The sequence below is a fragment of the Acinetobacter sp. CWB-G5 genome (assembly GCF_019209785.1).
Classification (GTDB): domain Bacteria; phylum Pseudomonadota; class Gammaproteobacteria; order Pseudomonadales; family Moraxellaceae; genus Acinetobacter; species Acinetobacter johnsonii.
In genome coordinates, this window is the sequence record NZ_JAHUTF010000001.1 from 442,806 (window position 1) to 462,297 (window position 19,492).

Genomic DNA, 19,492 nt, shown 5'->3' on the forward strand with positions numbered 1-19,492 from the left:
CAACTGCATATTGTTTCATCAAAAACTTATAATTTCGAAGCGATTTCTGCACCTTCGCGAATCGCACGCTTCGCATCTAACTCAGCCGCCAGTTTAGCACCACCAATAATGTGATAATTCGCGAGTGTATTTTGCTCAGCACTTGGCATCAGATCCTTTACAGACTCCTGCCCTGCACATACAACGATAGTATCAACACGTAGCAATTGATCTTGTCCTGCCATACCCACCCAAAGCCCTTCATTAGTCACAGCTTTGTACTGAACTCCACGCAACATACGTACTGCATGCTTTTTCAACTGTGCACGGTGTACCCAACCCGAAGTTTTACCTAAACCTGCTCCAAGTGCTGAGGTTTTACGTTGTAATAAATAAATCTCACGAACAGGCGGATGAACTTCTGCGACCTGCGTGCCTCCTTCAGAAACATAATTCGGGTTTGGATCTACGCCCCATTCACGTTGCCAATCTGCAAGTGGTTGTGGCTGAGGTTGATGCTCTGGTTTCAATAAATACTCAGACACATCAAAACCAATCCCCCCAGCACCAATCACCGCAACTTTTCGACCGACAGGTGCGCCGCGTAACACTTCTGCATAAGACAAAACTTGCGGTAAGTCACTCCCTTCGATACGTAATGCACGTGGCACAACACCTGTTGCAATGATAATTTCCTCAAAGCCTTCACGCTCAAGCTGCTCACGATTCACCTTGGTGTTTAAACGTAAGTCGACGCCAGTTTTTTCAATCTGTACTTTGAAATAACGAATGGTTTCATGAAACTCTTCTTTACCCGGTACAACTTTTGCCAAGTTGAACTGACCACCCACCTCATGACTTGCTTCAAACAATGTCACTTGGTGTCCACGACTGGCTGCAACCGTCGCGGCTGACATCCCTGCGACACCACCACCCACTACCGCAACTCGTTTCGGTTGTTTAGTTTTCAAATAAACCAACTCTGTTTCAAACGCTGCACGCGGGTTGACCAAACAGGTTGCACGTTGGTTTTTAAAAGTATGATCTAAGCATGCTTGGTTACAAGCGATACACGTATTGATCTCATCAACACGATTGGTCGCTGTTTTATTCACCCAAAAAGCATCGGCCAATAACGGACGTGCCATTTGCACCATATCCGCTTTGCCCGATGCCAAAATCTCTTCCGCGGTATCTGGCATGTTAATACGGTTTGAGGCAATCACTGGCACAGCCACGTGCTTTTTCACTTCCGCAGTATAGTCAACAAAAGCAGCACGTGGTACCGAAGTCACAATAGTTGGAATCCGCGCTTCATGCCAACCAATCCCTGTATTCAATAAGGTAATGCCTGCTTTTTCTAGTGCTTGCGCAATCGTAACCACTTCTTTCATGGTATTGCCATCATGCACCAAATCGAGCAATGACAAACGGAAGCAAATAATAAATTTTTCGCCGACTTGTGCACGTATTCCTTTAACGATTTCGACCGCAAAACGCATACGGTTTTCAATCGCCCCCCCCCAACGGTCTTCACGTTGGTTCACATGACGGCTTAAGAATTGATTCAGTAAATAGCCTTCTGAACCCATAATTTCTACACCGTCATAGCCTGCCTTTTTTGCAAGACTGGCACAGTTGACGTAATCATCAATGGTATTCAAAATTTGCTTTTCAGACATTTGACGCGGTTTAAAAGGCGAAATCGGCGATTTAATTGGGCTGGCAGAAACAACAAAAGGTTGGTAGCCATAACGTCCAGCATGCAAAATTTGCATTAAAATTTTTGCGCCATGTTTATGTACGGCATGGGTTACCAAACGATGTGGAGCAATATCCCCCAGCGTATTCATCGTTCCACCCGCAGGAAGGAGCCAACCTTGACGGTTTGGAGAAATCCCGCCTGTAATGATCAGGCCAACACCGCCTTTAGCACGCTCACCGAAGTATGCTGCCAATTTTGGATAATTATAAAAACGATCTTCCAAGCCCGTATGCATGGAGCCCATCACCACACGGTTTTTAATGGTGGTAAAACCCAAATGTAAGGGTTTTAAAATATGTGCATAGCTATTGGTTGTCATCATGAATCCTTATCTCTGGCTTTGCAACTTGTTGCATACTACTTTAGCTGTTTTTTAAAATATTGGGATGACAATTTATAAAAAATTCTTGGCATCTACGGTCAATTCAACTGAGCGCTCAAAAACATACGACAATAAAAAAACCAGTGACGTTGCCCTCACTGGTTTAGTTTTTTAGACCAAAGCCCTTTACTGCCAATGCTTCAGCTTACTGGTTTGACCAATGCCCACATTAAAACTATTGGTTGGATCGAGCTTTTCATAATGCGTTCGTAGTGCAGGTTTTGCTACATATAAATGTCCGACATTATGCTCAGCTGGGTATTCCGCCCCACGTGCATCCAGTAAATGCCACATTTGGTGTTCCATCGCCAAAGGATCCACGCCCTTTTTCACAATATAGTCCTGATGAAACACATGACATAAAAAGTGACCATAATAGAGTTTATGAACAATCAGATCATCCATCTCTTTGGGTAAAGTTTCCACCCACTCTCGATCATTACGACGTAATGCAATATCCAGAGCCACAATATCTTCAACTTCTGAACGATGCGTATCCCGATAGCGAATTGCTGCACCTGCAACAGCAAAACGATGTAAAAATGCTTTACGTCCTTCTTCCTCGCTACAGTGGAAAAAATCACCTGAGCTTTTATCTTGGAAATAATGTCTTAAAAAGCTTTCAACTTGCTCGACATCTTGATTTTCAATCCGAATAACCAAATGGTGTTCATACAGGTCACGAAAAGCATTCATTCGTTTCGGTAAATGATTGGGCATGAATTTGGTCACCAGCTGTAAAACTTTATCTGACAGACCTTTCATACCAAATTTTTCTAAGTACGCATCGACCTTATCTTTCATTGCAAATGCAGCAGGTACTTTGGCTGTACCGAGTTTTTCAATGAACATGAAGGTGTCTTTACCGTACTCCGCCCCAATGTCATAAGCCACGCGGTGGATATATTCCCCTGCAATCGGCAATCGCGGCAAATCTTTCAGTAAAAAACGGCGGATTTCAGTCAAATCATCATGTGAGTTTGTACCGACGTAGAATACTTGACTTGGAATTTTTTCAAAGGTATCCAAACGTACGGCAAAAACACACACTTTACCTGCCGAACCCGATGCTTCATATAAACGAGACGGATCGGCATTAAAACGTGCAGGTGTATTTTCATCAACTTGTTTAACATCATGTCCATAACGATGGTCCGATGCGCAGCAGCCTGAGTTATTGATAATATCGCCGATTTGATAATTTTTCGTTTCAAGCTTGCTTAGAATTTCTTCAGGTGTTTCTCCGAGATTTACCCCTAGATGATTCACCAACTCTAACTGACCATCATCATTAACACGGGCATACAATGCCAGCTCAGTATAAGCAGGACCACGGCGCACCAAAGCACCGCCTGAGTTATTACAGACGCCACCTAAAACTGAAGCTCCAATACACGATGAACCAATCACCGAGTGTGGCTCCCGATTAAATGGCACCAATTCTTTTTCAAGTCGATCTAATGTTGCACCAGGTAGACAAATCACTTGCTGACCGTCATTAATGACCTGAATGCCAACCAAACGACGCGTGCTGATCAGAACCACAGGACGGTCATAGTCATCGCCAAAAGGTGTTGAACCACCAGTCAAACCTGTATTGGCTGCTTGCATAATCACAATACAATCTGCATCAACAGCCGCTTGCAGTACTTGCCACTGTTCCAGTAATGACCCTGGTGCAACAACAGCGAGTACTTTCCCTGCACCGTAACGACGACCTTGGCGGTATAAACGTGTGTCTTTATCGTCAGTTAAAACGTGTTGTTTACCCACAATAGTGATGAGCTTTTGAATAGTTTGCGGTGCGTCTAAATTGGATTGCATTTTATATCCTGCCCATTAATTTTTTGAGCTTTTCAATAAAGCTAGATTATGAAATAACACATTCATTTTTTAAGCGTATTAATCACGGTATTCGATGTCGTGTGGCGGCATGGATGCCGGCGTTGGGCGGGGTACAGGACGTACCCCTCGCCCAACAAAAGATTTTTGTTACTTTTCATCTTTGAAAAGTAAGGTATCGCCTACGCAATTGAACTTAAATTTTTTAATTCAAAATGAGGCAAAGGATGCTTCTTTATATTCATTCGCTTTTATTAGAGAGTTTTACTCAGCCAACTCTCGTTCTAACTTCACTAAACAGTCAGACGTAATATCAGCAATGGTTTTTGCACCTGTTAAAGTCATTGCCACACGCATTTCTTTATCAATTAAATCAAGCAGATTTGAAACACCCTCACCGCCTGCCGCACCTAAAGCATAAACAAAGGCACGACCGAGCATACACGTGTCCGCACCCAACGCCAGCATACGTACCACGTCTAAACCATTACGAATACCCGAATCCGCGAGGATTTTAATATCACCCTTCACTGCATCTGCAATTGGTGGAAGCGCACGTGCAGAAGATAAAACGCCATCCAGCTGACGACCACCGTGGTTTGAAACCACAATCCCATCTGCACCGAAACGCACTGCATCTTTAGCATCTTCAGGATCCAAAATTCCTTTAATGACCATTGGCCCATCCCAAAACTCACGAATCCACTCAAGGTCTTTCCACGAAATAGACGGATCGAAGTTAGAACCTAACCAACCAATATAATCTTCTAGACCTGTAGGTTTGCCTAAATATTTAGAAATATTGCCCAAGTCATGCGGACGTCCCATCATGCCGACATTCCACGCCCAGTGTGGGTGGAAACACGACTGCATATAACGGCGCATTGCTGCATTTGGACCACTCATACCCGAGTGGGCATCACGATAGCGCGCCCCAGGAACAGGCATATCCACAGTAAACACCAAGGTTGAACAGCCGGCCGCTTTAGCACGCTCCAAAGCATTTTTCATGAAACCACGGTCACGTAGTACATAGAGCTGGAACCACATTGGACGTTGAATCGCAGGTGCCACTTCTTCAATTGGACATACTGAAACGGTAGAAAGCGTAAACGGAATACCCTTTTTATCTGCAGCGACCGCAGCCTGAACTTCGCCGCGGCGTGCATACATGCCTGTTAAACCCACAGGAGATAATGCAACAGGCATCGACAAAGTTTCATCAAACAGTTTGGTCTCTAAACTTAACTGTGACATGTCGTTCAGTACACGCTGGCGCAAAGCAATTTTTGATAAATCTTCTACATTGCGCTTCAGGGTATATTCTGCATACGCACCACCATCGATGTAATGGAATAAAAATGGCGGTAAACGACGTCGTGCCGCTTCACGGTAGTCATTGGCAGAAGAAATAATCATGCTTATATCCTGTTTAATCGACTGGCGCGCTGACGACGAGCTTCTTCTTCATCAATCATTCGCACCTGTTGTACTACAAACTCAATGTGTCCACAGACTGCTTTACGTGCAGCTTCTGGATCACGACGTTCAATTGCATTCATGACTTGAAAGTGCTGATCATGCAATTGATCAAAACGGTGTGCTTCGCTATAGACTTTTCGACGTCCTAAAGCGACGTTGAACTGCAACAAATCGAACAGACCACGCATCATCTGAATCAAAACCAAATTATGAGATGCTTCAGCAATCGCTAAATGAAATTTCGCATCTGCACGAGCCGCCTCGTCATCATTTCCCAAAGCCTGAAAATGGTTAATCTGATCATAATGATGTCTGATGTTCACCAGATCTTCTTGGGTTGCGCGTTGTGCTGCATACCAAGTTGTTCCACCTTCTAAAATAATGCGCGCCTCTTGCACATCAAATCTGTAGGCAGGATCTTCACTTATCAAATTACTAATCGGTTGTACGATTTGATAACTGGACCAAGTTGCTGGTAATTGTTTTAAAAAAGTCCCCGCCCCTACTTTGCTGACCAACATACCCATGCTGGTCAACTGCGAAATGGCCTCTCTTAAAGAAGAGCGAGAGACTTGAAGCTGTTCACACAGTTTTCTTTCAGCAGGCAGACGGTCTCCAACTTGCATATTGCTTTGTTCAATCAATACACGCAGGCTTTGTACAGCTTTATCGGAGACTTTCATCTGCTTTCCTTAACGTTGATACACAATTTGTGTTATGGAATCATCCAAGGGAACACATAGGCTTGTAGGGTAATCATAATACCCATCATAATTGTGAACGTTATACTGTGTTTTAAGGTAAAACGGAATAAATCAGACTCTTTACCAACCAGTCCTACCGCCGCACACGCAATCGCAATCGATTGAGGTGAAATCATCTTACCGGTCACACCACCGCTGGTATTTGCTGCCACCAGTAAAACTTCTGGCACACCAATTTGCTGAGCTGTGGTGGCTTGAAGCGCTGAAAACAATGCATTGGCAGAGGTATCTGAACCCGTGAGGAATACACCCAACCAACCCAAGAAAGGCGAGAAGAACGTAAATGCCGAACCTGTATGTGCAAGGGCCAAGGCCAAGGTCGAAGACATACCCGAATAGTTTGCGATAAAAGCAAAAGACAACACCATACCAATTGAATAAATGGGAACTTTCAACTCATTCAGAGTTTCACCAAAAGTTACCACAGCATCTTTCGGTTTCATCTTCAAATAGGCAATGGTGATCAATGCTGCAATAAAGATCGCAGTTCCTGTCGCCGAGATCCAATCAAACTTGTAAATCGCGTCATAGTCTTTAATTTCAGCAACCACAGGCGGCATTTTTTGAATCATTTGATGCAAAAATGGTACTTTGATTGAAATCACGAGATCATGCAATGCACCGTCTTTGGCAAATAAATCCTTAAACGGTTTCACACTCCAGATCGTCACCATCACAGTTAAAATCGCGAATGGAGACCATGCTTTTGCAATTTGTCCTACAGTGTATTTTTGCTGTTTTTGTGCAGCCACATCTTCACTCATCGTTGCATCTTGATCTGCAAAACGGAAAATGTGCTTCGGCTGCCAGTATTTAAACAAAATCGTTAAAGAAACCAAGGATGCAATTGCAGCCGTAATATCGGGTAATTCTGGACCGACAAAGTTAGAAGTTAGGTATTGTGCAATTGCAAAGCTACTTGCACCCACCACAACTGCAGGCCATGTTTCTTTAACACCGCGCCAGCCGTCCATAATTGCCATAATCCAGAACAACACGATTGGCACCATAAATGGTAGCTGACGGCCCACCATTTGGCTGATTTCCATCGTATCAACACCAGAGACTTGTCCAGCAACAATAATTGGAATACCCATTGCACCAAAAGCCACAGGTGCTGTGTTTACGATTAGACACAGACCTGCTGCATATAACGGTTTAAAGCCTAAACCGACTAATAATGCTGCGGTAATCGCCACAGGAGCACCAAAGCCTGCAGCACCCTCTAAGAAAGTACCGAAAGCAAAACCCACCAACAGCATTTGTAAACGCTGGTCTTCAGTAATTGAGAGAATAGAAGAACGAATGATGTCAAACTGGCCTGTCTTCACTGAAATTTTATACAGGAATACAGCACCAATAATGATCCATGCAATTGGCCATAAACCGTAGAGGAAACCATAAGCCATCGATGCGAATGCCATCAGCACCGGCATCTTATAGGCAAATAAAGAGACAAGAAGTGCAAGTACAACAGTGATCGTACCTGCCACACTGCCTTTTAAACGAAATACCGCGAGCGCCAAAAAGAAGAATATAATCGGAATCAGTGCAATTAGACTGGAAATCCAAATATTCCCCATCGGGTCATACATTTGCTGCCATTGAAGCATTGTCATCTCCTTGAAATGCTTACTAAGATTTAATTTTGAGCATATTATTGGCACTTTTGCCAATATTGGACAGACCAATATAAGCAACTGTAAAGAGAAACAAACCAATAATGACTTATACTTGGCTTATTTTGATTTAAAATGAAGTAAAACTTCAATTAAAAGTTAATATTGGTATGACCAATATTAACTACCTTTATAAACTAGATCATATTTCAATCAAATTAATACCATTGTTTTTACTGATATTTTTATGAAAATAATGCCAATTTTAGACTTTAGTCTAATAATATAAAAAATAATCACCGAACTTAAATCCAGCTTAATACTCAAAAAATGGAAAAATCACACAATATTGGTAATACCAATTTAAAACCAAACAAACTTCACCACTTTTCTGATTAATTTACAGCCTAAACATCTTCTAAAAAGACAAAAATTGAGCACACAATATAGAAACCGATTTTATCCAGAAATTTTTCAACAGTATCGATATGCACATAAGCTTTAATATTTTTAAAGCCCTATGATTTTTTAGAAAAACCATTTGGAAAAGTGCTACAATCGCGGACATATGTATTCTTTCAGGCCACCCATTCTCGGTGCCTATATTTATATCGTTAGGATTAACAATGACTGATAATGCAACTATCTTGCAGAATGTCCCAGTTGGCAAAAAAGTTGGTATTGCCTTCTCTGGTGGTCTAGATACTTCAGCTGCACTTTTGTGGATGAAACAAAAAGGCGCAGAACCTTATGCTTATACAGCAAACTTAGGTCAGCCTGATGAAGACGACTACGATGCGATTCCAAAAAAAGCGGAAGCGTATGGCGCAGTAAAAGCTCGCTTAGTTGACTGCCGTTTACAGCTTGCACTTGAAGGTATTGCTGCGATTCAATGTGGTGCGTTCCACATTTCAACTGGTGGTGTACCGTATTTCAACACGACGCCATTGGGTCGTGCAGTAACAGGGACTATGCTTGTTACCGCAATGAAAGAAGATGATGTCAACATCTGGGGTGATGGTTCAACATATAAAGGAAACGATATTGAACGTTTCTATCGTTATGGTTTGTTGACCAACCCTGCACTTAAAATCTATAAACCTTGGTTAGACCAAACGTTTATTGATGAATTAGGTGGCCGTGCTGAAATGTCGCAATTCTTGATCGACAACGGCTTTGACTACAAAATGTCAAAAGAAAAAGCGTATTCAACTGATTCAAACATGTTGGGTGCGACCCACGAAGCAAAAGATCTTGAATACCTCAATGCAGGGATCAAAATTGTTGACCCAATCATGGGCGTTGCATTCTGGAAAGACGACGTAGAAGTTAAAGCTGAAGAAGTATCGATTACTTTTGAAGAAGGCTTCCCTGTTGCAATCAATGGTCAACGTATCGAAGACCCTGTTGAGTTCATTCTTGAAGCCAACCGTATTGGTGGTCGTCATGGTCTAGGTATGTCTGACCAAATCGAAAACCGTATTATTGAAGCAAAATCTCGCGGTATTTATGAAGCTCCTGGTATGGCTCTACTTCATATTGCTTATGAGCGTCTTGTAACTGGTATTCATAACGAAGACACGATTGAACAATACCGTATTAACGGTCTACGTTTAGGTCGTTTGCTTTACCAAGGTCGTTGGTTCGATTCTCAAGCATTAATGCTACGTGAAACCGCACAACGTTGGGTTGCGAAAGCTATCACTGGTACTGTGACTTTAGAACTTCGTCGTGGTAATGACTACACCATCATGAACACTGAGTCTGAAAACCTCACTTATGAAGCTGAGCGTTTGACAATGGAAAAAGGTGATTCAATGTTTACGCCAATGGACCGTATTGGTCAGTTAACTATGCGTAACTTAGACATCACAGATACTCGCGCGAAACTTGGTATTTATACCAATACTGGTTTGCTTGCAGTCGGTACAGGTTCTGCTGTTCCACAGTTAAAAGACAAAAACAAGTAAGTTTGTTGAATGTCAAAAAAACCGCTCTTATGAGCGGTTTTTTTATTTTAGCGATTCATTCTATACACGTCGATGTGGTTAAAGGCTGATAATAAATCTGATTACGCCCCAATTGCTTGGCGCGGTATAAAGCCTGATCTGCGATCCCTAGCAACTCGACTTTGCTCAAATCAACCTCGCCTTTAAAGACTGTAATCCCTAAACTAATGGTGACAAATGGCGATACTTCAGACATTTCATGCGGAATTTCCAACCGCTCAATCGCTCGGTAAATATTCGAAGCAACCGCATAAGCGCCATGTGCATCGGTTTCTGGCAATAAAACTACGAATTCTTCGCCACCATAACGCGCCACAAAATCCATATGCCGAATCGCATTTTTAATAGATTTTGCAATCGATGAAATCACATCATCGCCCTTTTGGTGACCATAACAGTCGTTATATTTTTTAAAGAAATCAACATCAATAAACAAAATCGACAAGGGTGTTTCATCCTGACGTGATTGCTCATAATAAGTATCCATCATTTCGTCAAAATTACGCCGATTTGATATCTTCGTCAGCTCATCATTCTGACTCAAATGCAGCAATTCTGAAGTATGTATTCGATGTATTTTTTCACTAATTTTAGCACGGCGAATATTTAAAAAAATGATGCGCTCGCGAGCATAAATCATACGACTAATGATAAACCCCAGTAAACAGCTACCAAACATCACACGCCCCATCACGATCGCATCAAACTTAACTAAAGTCGAAATGAGCACTAAAAATGAAACCCCAGCAGCTACTATGCCTGTGATAAAAACATATCCTGGTTTTACCCCAGTCAGTAAAAACCCCAATACATAAATCATGCAGATAATCATCATTGCTTGATGGCGCAAAGCTTCGGTATGTACCGACATGGTCAACCAAGTCGTCGAGACCACAGCCCAAAACACAGCAAACATGGCTGCATAGGCAAAAAAAGGCTTTAGTTTGGTAAAATGTGAAAAAACATAAAGGAATAAAAGACAAACAGCACCATTTAGCAGCCCCAGTAAACAATGAATAAAATCTTGTTTAAAGTGAGAATGTTCAATAATCCAGTAATCCCCCGGAATCATTAAAATGGCAAAAACAAAATAAGCCAAAACACCAGACCAAAGAAAGTCATTAATATTGCGACGCGCGCGCTCTAAGTTTAGTCGCCAAAACTCTTGCTCTAATTTCTGAGGAAAAACCTGACCAATACGACGATTGTGTCGTGTAATCAGCTCTTCCATTTTTTCTTTATCGTACTGAAGTTTGGCGAGGTTGTATTTATATTCCATACCAGACCAGATTTAATTCTTGTAGTTGCTTAAAAATAACACAAATTTACAAAGATAAATCATAATAATCAGACAAGATGCCTTTATTTGTCATTACCATTTTTGCTGTATATGCATTATCATCTGTTTTATTTCTTTGACAGAAATCGCCTTGAATACGATTACGATTCTCCAGCCAGATGACTGGCACGCTCACCTTCGTGATGGTCTTGCATTACAACGTACTGTTCCCGATTTAGCCCAACAGTTTTCACGAGCTATTTGTATGCCAAATACCGTACCTCCCGTTAAAACGGTTGAGGAAGCGAATGCGTACCGAGAACGCATCATGGCGCATGTACCAGAAGGCAATGCCTTCGACCCACGCATGGTGTTGTATTTTACTGACACAACTTCGCCTGAAGAAGTCAAGAAAATTAAAAATTCTGAGTTTGTAAACGCGATTAAACTCTACCCTGCTGGTGCGACCACCAACTCAGACAATGGTGTAAGCGACATTCGTAAAGTCTATGCTGTCATTGAGCAACTTGAAGAGCATCAGGTTCCATTACTGTTGCATGGTGAAGTTACACACAATCATGTCGATATTTTTGACCGTGAAAAGCGCTTCTTAGACGAAGTTCTTTCTCCGTTGCTGAAACAATTTCCAAAACTGAAATTGGTTTTAGAACACATTACGACTAGTGAAGCGGCCAACTTTGTTTTAGAACAAGACCGCAATGTGGCTGCAACCATTACTCCACAGCATTTACTGTTTAACCGTAATGATATGTTGGTTGGTGGCATTAAACCGCACTTCTATTGCTTACCCATTTTAAAACGTCAAACCCATCAGCAAACTTTGCTCGAAGTTGCGACCAGTGCCAACCCTAAGTTTTTCTTAGGTACAGACAGTGCACCGCACTCTAAAAATGCCAAAGAAAATGCATGTGGATGTGCAGGCTGCTACAGCGCGCCAACGGCAATTGAACTTTATGCTCAAGCATTCGATCAAGTGGGTAAGCTTGAACGCCTTGAAGGTTTTGCCAGCCACTTTGGTGCAGACTTCTACGGTCTACCGCGCAATACTTCAACAATTACACTGGTAAAAGAAGACCAAGTCATCCCTGAGAGTTTAGACTATTTGGATGGTGAACAAATTATTCCGCTGTATGCGGGTAAAACCATTCAATGGAGAAAAGTGTGACAAATGAAACATTGCCAATAATTGGTCAGCGTTTCCGTGGTTTTCTACCTGTTGTTGTCGATGTCGAAACAGCAGGTTTTAATGCACAGACCGATGCCTTATTGGAAATTGCCGCAATTCCGATTATTTATAATGAAGAAGGTCAATTTGTACCGGGTCCTGCACATCATGCGCATATCAACCCATTCGAAGGTGCAAATCTAGACCGTCGCTCATTGGACTTTATTGGTATTGATCCCTTTAATCCCATGCGTATGGCCATGGCCGAAGACGAAAAAACAGCATTAAAACGTATTTTTAAAGCCGTCAATGAAGTTCGTCGCCAACAGAACTGTACACATGCGGTCTTGGTTGGTCATAACGCTCACTTTGATTTAGGTTTTGTACAAGCAGCGATTGCACGTACAGGAACCAAAAATCAAAACCCATTTCACAGTTTTTCAGTATTTGACACCGTCACCCTAAGTGCTGTGATGTTTGGTCAGACTGTTCTTGCGAAGTCATGTATTCAAGCTGGGATTGAGTTCGATGGTAAAGAGGCCCACTCGGCTTTATACGATACTCAAAAGACCGCCGAACTGTTCTGTTATATTTTGAACAAACTCGCACCACACCTACTTGACACTCTGATGGCGGATCAATAAGATACCGCCATCCTCGCAACGTCCCTATCGTCTAGAGGCCTAGGACATCGCCCTTTCACGGCGGTAACCGGGGTTCGAATCCCCGTAGGGACGCCATCTTATTCTATTTCTAGAACACATCACTTTTCATTTAATCGGCTATTGACCACCGATGTTTCATTTCAGTTTTAACCATACGCTCGCTATACTATGGTCTGTGTTTTTCAAGGTTGATTGTTATGCTTAAGAAAATTCTAATCTTTTTATTAATTCTATCGCCTTCTATTTTTTATCTATGGTTTGTCCAACAAGGAACCAATAACATTAAACAAGACCCTGTCGCACAAGAAATCCTCTCAAGTGTTGAAAACAGCCCTTCTTACCCAACACCTGACCACTAAAAAATAGTCTTTAAGCATTTGTTTTTTAAATTGATACCGATAGTTCATCAGATAATTTCAATTCACGTGATTTTTCATCTTATTAAAAACTAGAATATAACTTTAAGCCCATTCTTTGATTTTCTATGCAATCTGCAACGCCGCCTTCGCAGTCTTCAACTGATTCACTGCAAAATACCTCATTAAAACGTGCCATGAGCACACGCCACCTGATCATGTTATCGCTTGGTGGTGCCATTGGTACAGGCCTGTTCATGGGCTCAGGCGAAGTGATCTCTCAGGCAGGCCCTCTCGGTGCTGTGCTGGCTTATATTATTGGGGGTTTGATCGCATATATGGTCATGCTTTGCCTCGGGGAGCTTGCAGTACATTTGCCTGTTTCTGGTTCATTTGGTGCCTTTGCAACACGTTATATTGGCCCTGGCACAGGTTATATGGTGTCGTGGATGTATTGGCTCGGCTGGTCAGCAACACTCGGTACCGAATTTACCGCAGCAGCCATTTTGGTACAGGAATGGTTCCCACAAACGTCGATCTGGTTATGGACGTTAATCTTTGCCAGTGGTGTACTGATTTCAAACCTCAGTTCAACCCGAGCTTTTGCAGAGTCTGAGTTTTGGCTCTCCATGATTAAAGTCGCAACTGTACTCATTTTCATTCTTTTAGGCTTTGCCTGTATTTTCGGTATCATCCCCTTTCAGGGGTATGAGTCTGCACCCTTATTTAACAACTTAACCGCACAAGGCTGGCTACCAAATGGCCTTATTCCTTTGTTTACCACCTTATTAATTGTGAATTTCGCTTTTAATGGCACAGAAATGATTGGCATTGCCGCAGGTGAAACTGAAAACCCAGAAAAAAATGTGCCCAAAGCCATTCATGCCGCGGTTTGGCGCCTCATTATTTTCTTTGTTGGTACTATCATTGTCATCAGTTCGCTACTTAGCTACACCAACACAGGTTTGCAAGTAGGTGGACATGGCGGCTTAAGCAGCAGTCCATTTGTGACTGTATTCACCCAAATGGGCATTCCCTATGCCGAAGACTTTATCCGTTTTGTGATTATCACGGCATTATTATCAACCGCGAACTCAGGCTTATATGCTGCATCACGCATGATGTGGGCCCTGTCCTCACAAAACCAATTACCCAAGCTTTTTGCTAAAGTGAGTAAATCTGGGGTGCCTTATATTGCCATTTGGGTCACCATGATTGGTGGCTTGCCGGGTTTACTCTCTGAGCAGTTTGGTGCAGATGTCATTTTTAAGAACTTAATGGGTGTTGCAGCATTCACTATGGTGATTGTCTGGATGAGTATTTGCTGGAGTCAGTTTAACTTTCGTCGCCAATGGTTAAAGCAAGGCCATACTTTATCGGAGCTAAAATTCCGTACCCCTTGGTATCCGTTGGTTCCGATCCTAGGCTTTATCTGCTGTACAGCAACAGGCTTAAGTATGGCGGCTGACCCTGAAATGCTTTCAGGTTTTATTGGCTGCTTGCTCTTTATGGCCGCTTGCTATGCTAGTTACTATTGGCTCTATCATAATAAAAATTAAGTACCTTCAGCAAAGTGAGCTCAAGCTTATTTTTTGAGCTCACTTTTGCAACAATAAAAATTCATTCAATTTAATTACTTGTTTTGCCTAATGTTTGAACTTTCAACCATCACAGAGCAAAAACCCTTTTGACAAATAGGCCTTTAATCCTTAATATACGCATCACCTCGCAACGTCCCTATCGTCTAGAGGCCTAGGACATCGCCCTTTCACGGCGGTAACCGGGGTTCGAATCCCCGTAGGGACGCCATCTCTTGATCTTATCCGATCAACACTTATTCATAATTACTATTATTTCATTGCAGATTTGCAGTTTTTCACTACAATAGCCCGCTTCATTCCTGAACTTATTAACGCTTATGCACTCATCTCCGAATGATGCTTCGCATCAGGGCAATTCTGCGCCTTTAAAACGCGCTATGAGTACTCGACATCTGGTTATGATTTCGCTTGGTGGCGCAATCGGGACTGGCCTATTTTTAGGATCGGGTGAAGTCATTGCACAAACGGGGCCTGTAGGTGCCATTATTTCTTATTTCCTCGGCGGGATCATTGCATATATGGTCATGCTGTGTTTAGGGGAACTTGCTGTTCATATGCCTGAGTCTGGCTCATTTGGCGCCTATGCCAAACGCTACATCGGACCAGGTACAGGTTATACCATCACATGGCTGTACTGGCTAACGTGGTCCGTCACGCTAGGAACCGAGTTTACAGCTGCTGCACTTCTCATGCAGGAGTGGTTTCCAGATAGTTCAATGTGGATGTGGACTCTAATTTTTGGTGCATTTGTATTTAGTTTAAATATGATTTCGACCAAATGGTTCGCAGAATCTGAGTTTTGGTTGGCTTTAGTCAAAGTTATCACCGTTGTTATTTTTATTTTATTGGGTCTACTCGCTATTTTTGGCGTGATTGGCTACAGAGGCTATGAAGCTGCGCCTTTATTTAGCAACTTAACGGCTCAGGGTTGGTTCCCAGAAGGCTTGTTCCCTATCTTTACCACCATGTTGATCGTGAACTTTGCATTTTCTGGTACAGAGCTGATTGGTGTTGCTGCGGGTGAAACCAAAGATCCTGCTAAGAATGTACCCAAAGCTATCAATACTGCGATTTTCCGCTTATTGATTTTCTTTGTGGGTACCATCTTGGTCGTGACTTCACTCCTTCCGCATCAAGAGGCAGGTTTAGCAGCTGAAGGCGTGAGTAGCAGTCCATTTGTAACCGTATTCCAGCACATTGGCATTCCTTATGCTGAAGATATCATTCGTTTTGTGATTATCACTGCGTTGCTATCTGCTGCGAACTCAGGACTATTTGCCGCTTCGCGTATGATGTGGTCGTTGTCTTACCAAAAACAGTTGCCAACAGTCTTCTCAAAAATCAATGCACGTGGTGTCCCTTACGTGGCAGTCATCGTGACCATGATTGGCGGTATGCCGGGTTTACTGTCTGAACAGTTTGCACCTGAAGCCATTTTTACAAACCTTTTAGGTATTGCAGCGTTTACCATGGTCGTCGTTTGGATGAGTATTTGCTTAAGCCAATTTAACTTCCGTCGCCAATGGTATAAACAAGGACGTAAAAAAGAAGAATTAGGTTTTGCAGCACCCCTGTTTCCTATTGTGCCAATCCTTGGCTTTATCTTCTGCTTTATCACCTGCGTCAGTATGGTGTTTGATCCAAGTATGCGTATTAGCTTCTTTGGTTGTTTACTGTTTATTGCAGTATGTTATGCCAGTTATTACACCTTTTATCACAAGAAATCTTAATCCGTATTGTTAAAAAGAGCGACTTCGGTCGCTCTTTTTTTTATACTGTTTTTATCAAGTACATCATCGGTGCATACACGATGAATATTGTATGGATTCATGGGATGAATCAGCAGCACAAGACTGCACGTACCCTGCTTCAACATTGGCTTGTGATCTTACAACAGGTACTGAGCGAACTTGGCCGCGCAGATGACCTTCCCTATCTTCAGCGGCACAGTCGGCTGGCCTTTTATGGAGATCTTCTAACACGTCAGCATTTAGAAAACACCCTCAATGCCAGCACCCTCATGCCACAACATTGGTCTCCTTTTTCTTTTTTACATCCTATTCACCTGACGCACACCGCTGCACCCAATATCGAACATCAAGCTGAAATTTCTAAAAACCCCCAGCTCACCATTTCAGATGAACTCTCATTCAATAATAAAATTAAATACATCAGCCTCCTCGGCAAAGATCTGGCCTTACGCGACTTAGCTAGTTTAATCAACCACTTCCCAGAGCTGCATAGTAGCTTTATTCATCGTTTTTTGATGGAAGCGTATCTATATTTATCCAATCCACACTTCATCCACACCGTGCATACGCGTCTGCATGAGCACTTACACGGTACGAAACCCAATATTGTGATTGCCCACTCTTTAGGCAGCGTGATTGCCTATAATTATTTAATTCGACACCCTGAACTTAAGATTCAAGCACTAATTACCCTCGGTTCACCACTTGCTTTTCGCGTTATCCAGTGCCATTTACAGCAACCTATTCAACGGCCTGCAGCTTTATGTGGCGATTGGATCAATTTTTATTCAGATGCCGATTTTCTGAGTGCTTTTCCACTGAACCAAAAACCGTTTGCTTTTACTCCCGCCATTATCAACAAGCAAATCACCACCGATCTTGCTCATCCTCATCTGATCGAAGGCTATTTACGCCATCCCGAGTTCATCAACAACTTGCTTAAGTTGCTTAAAAAATCGGCTTAAATCATATGATTTTTAATCATTTTATCTAGATTGTTTTAAATTTATGCACTCAACACTTAAAACTAGAATTATTTAGAGAAAAGCGTTTGACACCCCTCTATTTTCGCCCTAATATACGCCCACCTCTGAAACGTCCCTATCGTCTAGAGGCCTAGGACATCGCCCTTTCACGGCGGTAACCGGGGTTCGAATCCCCGTAGGGACGCCAATTTCAGAAGTAAAGTTTTATTAAGTCCCTATCGTCTAGAGGCCTAGGACATCGCCCTTTCACGGCGGTAACCGGGGTTCGAATCCCCGTAGGGACGCCATTACTTAAGATCAAAAGTAATCGGTTTTAAAACATCACTTCTGTACTGTCCCTATCGTCTAGAGGCCTAGGACATCGCCCTTTCACGGCGGTAACCGGGGTTCGAATCCCCGTAGGGACGCCATATTCGAGATTGATTCTTTCTAAAGTCATATCACAAAAAAGCCCAAGCATTATGACTTGGGCTTTTTTATTGCTTGTCTATTTACGATCAACTTCAATTAAAGCGGTCGAGGCAAAAATGGCCTGTGGCGCAATCACAGTTTCATTCAAGGGAATGTTTTGCCCATATCGCTGTTGCATGAGTTGCTTGACTTCAGGCGAACTTAAATTAAATTGCTTCAGTTTGGATAACGGCGCCAACTCAATGCCTAAAGCATCATGATAGGCCTTCCAGACTATTTCTGAGCAATATAAAGCACGATTGTCCCACTCAAAATAAAGATCATAAGGCTGGCCTAAGTATTGTTCTGCGTTCTTGATCAAGTGCTGCTTTTGCTGAACAGTCAAATTCGTTTTAAAGCGCTTCACCACATAATGCCGTTCAACCCCGCGATCAATCCACTGCTGAAGTGCAGTATATTTCACAGGCTGAACCGCCTCTAAAACCCATGATTTTCCATTTTTATTAACAATTAAACCCATATGGCTATAACGGGACTTGGTCGCTTTTTGTATCCCTAAACTTTGCTGAGACTTCGAAACATGAAAAATAATATCGCCCGTTTGATAGGACATATTCGCCCATAGCAGCTGAGGACTTACCAACAGTAAAACAGCACTTAAAATCGCAACATTTCTATTTTTCATCCTAGATTTCCTTTATTCTTCTTTTATAGATACGATCAATCACTTAAAACTAAAAATATTTATGATCTTACATCATCTTCAAAACTCGCGTTCACAACGTATTCTTTGGCTACTTGAGGAACTTGAGCTGTCTTATGAACTCAAGCTGTATGATGCAACACAAGCTAGACAAACGAATCTGAAATTTCCAACGCTCGACATTCCACATGATACTCAGACGATACGACTTACGGAAAGCAGCGCAATCGTAGAATACTTATGCCAACTGTGCCAGAAGTTGATTATTCCTCATAAGCATACACAGTATTGGAACTTCTGTTTTTATAGCCATTATAGCGATGCCAGTCTCATGCCCAATTTGGCATTGAAACAAGTTTTCCAACACATTAAACAACAAACACCTTTGCTTGTACGTTTTGTGAGTTTGGCCTTTCAAAGCGCGTTCAATCGTGCTTATTTAAACCCTGAGCTACATCGGCAACTTAAAGAAATTGATACCCACTTAAGCACGCATTCATACTTTGCAGGCGATGTGTTTAGTTATGTGGATATCTTGATGTGGTTTCCAATCTATGCGGCCAGTTATGCCACACCACAGTTTACTCAATATCAGGCCATTCAATACTATTTCACCCAAATACAAAGCAGACCTGCCTTTAATGCTGCAATGGCACGTGGACAATGGTCTGCTTCTTATTTTGAACACTATTGGTCTATCACACAGTGAGGC

15 protein-coding genes and 5 tRNA genes are annotated in these 19,492 nt (G+C 42.3%); 13 read left to right on the top strand and 7 right to left on the bottom strand.

Annotation, left to right across the window (positions count from 1 at the left end; translation table 11 throughout):
• Positions 1–26 precede the first annotated feature (26 nt).
• The 5 genes from KVY11_RS02180 to lldP form a co-directional block, all read right to left on the bottom strand.
• The gene (locus tag KVY11_RS02180; protein WP_218288203.1) at positions 27–2,063 is read right to left on the bottom strand and encodes an NADPH-dependent 2,4-dienoyl-CoA reductase; all 2,037 of its coding nucleotides are present in this window, start codon (positions 2,061–2,063) and stop codon (positions 27–29) included.
• 189 nt (positions 2,064–2,252) lie between these two features.
• Complete coding sequence (gene dld, locus KVY11_RS02185; protein WP_218287962.1) at positions 2,253–3,950, bottom strand: D-lactate dehydrogenase; 1,698 nt, start codon at positions 3,948–3,950, stop codon at positions 2,253–2,255.
• A 282-nt stretch (positions 3,951–4,232) separates the two neighbouring features.
• On the bottom strand, positions 4,233–5,387 hold the full coding sequence (gene lldD, locus KVY11_RS02190; protein ID WP_005399760.1) for an FMN-dependent L-lactate dehydrogenase LldD: 1,155 nt from the start codon (positions 5,385–5,387) through the stop codon (positions 4,233–4,235).
• A 2-nt stretch (positions 5,388–5,389) separates the two neighbouring features.
• Positions 5,390–6,133: a transcriptional regulator LldR gene (gene lldR / locus KVY11_RS02195; protein ID WP_010326372.1), complete on the bottom strand. Its 744-nt coding sequence runs from the start codon at positions 6,131–6,133 to the stop codon at positions 5,390–5,392.
• Between the two features lie 32 nt (positions 6,134–6,165).
• A complete protein-coding gene (lldP, locus tag KVY11_RS02200; RefSeq protein WP_171054209.1) occupies positions 6,166–7,833 on the bottom strand; it encodes an L-lactate permease in 1,668 nt (555 codons plus the stop codon).
• A 626-nt stretch (positions 7,834–8,459) separates the two neighbouring features.
• On the opposite strand from lldP, the gene argG reads away from it, so the two are divergent.
• Positions 8,460–9,803, top strand: coding sequence for an argininosuccinate synthase (gene argG, locus KVY11_RS02205; RefSeq protein WP_004694013.1), 1,344 nt, complete (start codon positions 8,460–8,462; stop codon positions 9,801–9,803).
• Positions 9,804–9,858: 55 nt separating this feature from the next.
• On the opposite strand, the gene KVY11_RS02210 is transcribed toward argG, so the two are convergent.
• Positions 9,859–11,121, bottom strand: coding sequence for a GGDEF domain-containing protein (locus KVY11_RS02210; RefSeq protein ID WP_218287963.1), 1,263 nt, complete (start codon positions 11,119–11,121; stop codon positions 9,859–9,861).
• 151 nt (positions 11,122–11,272) lie between these two features.
• Between KVY11_RS02210 and pyrC the strand changes: the two genes are divergently transcribed.
• From pyrC to KVY11_RS02265, 11 genes are all read left to right on the top strand, one after another.
• Positions 11,273–12,307 (top strand): dihydroorotase, encoded by a 1,035-nt coding sequence (pyrC, locus tag KVY11_RS02215; protein ID WP_010326368.1) that lies wholly within the window; start codon positions 11,273–11,275, stop codon positions 12,305–12,307.
• Complete coding sequence (gene rnt / locus KVY11_RS02220) at positions 12,292–12,951, top strand: ribonuclease T (RefSeq protein ID WP_010326367.1); 660 nt, start codon at positions 12,292–12,294, stop codon at positions 12,949–12,951. Before pyrC ends, rnt begins: the two co-directional genes overlap by 16 nt.
• A gap of 20 nt (positions 12,952–12,971) precedes the next feature.
• Positions 12,972–13,047, top strand: a tRNA-Glu gene (locus KVY11_RS02225).
• A 122-nt stretch (positions 13,048–13,169) separates the two neighbouring features.
• Positions 13,170–13,331 (top strand): hypothetical protein, encoded by a 162-nt coding sequence (locus tag KVY11_RS02230; RefSeq protein WP_218287964.1) that lies wholly within the window; start codon positions 13,170–13,172, stop codon positions 13,329–13,331.
• Positions 13,332–13,456: 125 nt separating this feature from the next.
• Entirely contained in the window at positions 13,457–14,887 is a 1,431-nt protein-coding gene (locus KVY11_RS02235) for an amino acid permease (RefSeq protein WP_218287965.1), read from the top strand.
• A gap of 174 nt (positions 14,888–15,061) precedes the next feature.
• Positions 15,062–15,137 (top strand) — tRNA-Glu (locus KVY11_RS02240).
• Positions 15,138–15,246: 109 nt separating this feature from the next.
• Positions 15,247–16,659, top strand: a complete 1,413-nt coding sequence (locus KVY11_RS02245) for an amino acid permease (protein ID WP_218287966.1) — start codon at positions 15,247–15,249, stop codon at positions 16,657–16,659.
• Between the two features lie 80 nt (positions 16,660–16,739).
• The gene (locus KVY11_RS02250) at positions 16,740–17,645 is read left to right on the top strand and encodes an alpha/beta hydrolase (protein WP_218287967.1); all 906 of its coding nucleotides are present in this window, start codon (positions 16,740–16,742) and stop codon (positions 17,643–17,645) included.
• A gap of 132 nt (positions 17,646–17,777) precedes the next feature.
• Positions 17,778–17,853: transfer RNA gene (locus tag KVY11_RS02255), tRNA-Glu, on the top strand.
• Positions 17,854–17,877: 24 nt separating this feature from the next.
• Positions 17,878–17,953, top strand: a tRNA-Glu gene (locus KVY11_RS02260).
• 47 nt (positions 17,954–18,000) lie between these two features.
• Positions 18,001–18,076 (top strand) — tRNA-Glu (locus KVY11_RS02265).
• Between the two features lie 77 nt (positions 18,077–18,153).
• On the opposite strand, the gene KVY11_RS02270 is transcribed toward KVY11_RS02265, so the two are convergent.
• Positions 18,154–18,762 (bottom strand): YiiX family permuted papain-like enzyme, encoded by a 609-nt coding sequence (locus KVY11_RS02270; protein WP_218287968.1) that lies wholly within the window; start codon positions 18,760–18,762, stop codon positions 18,154–18,156.
• Between the two features lie 61 nt (positions 18,763–18,823).
• Here KVY11_RS02270 and KVY11_RS02275 point away from each other — a divergent pair, with 61 nt between their 5' ends.
• On the top strand, positions 18,824–19,489 hold the full coding sequence (locus KVY11_RS02275; RefSeq protein ID WP_218287969.1) for a glutathione binding-like protein: 666 nt from the start codon (positions 18,824–18,826) through the stop codon (positions 19,487–19,489).
• Positions 19,490–19,492 lie beyond the last annotated feature (3 nt).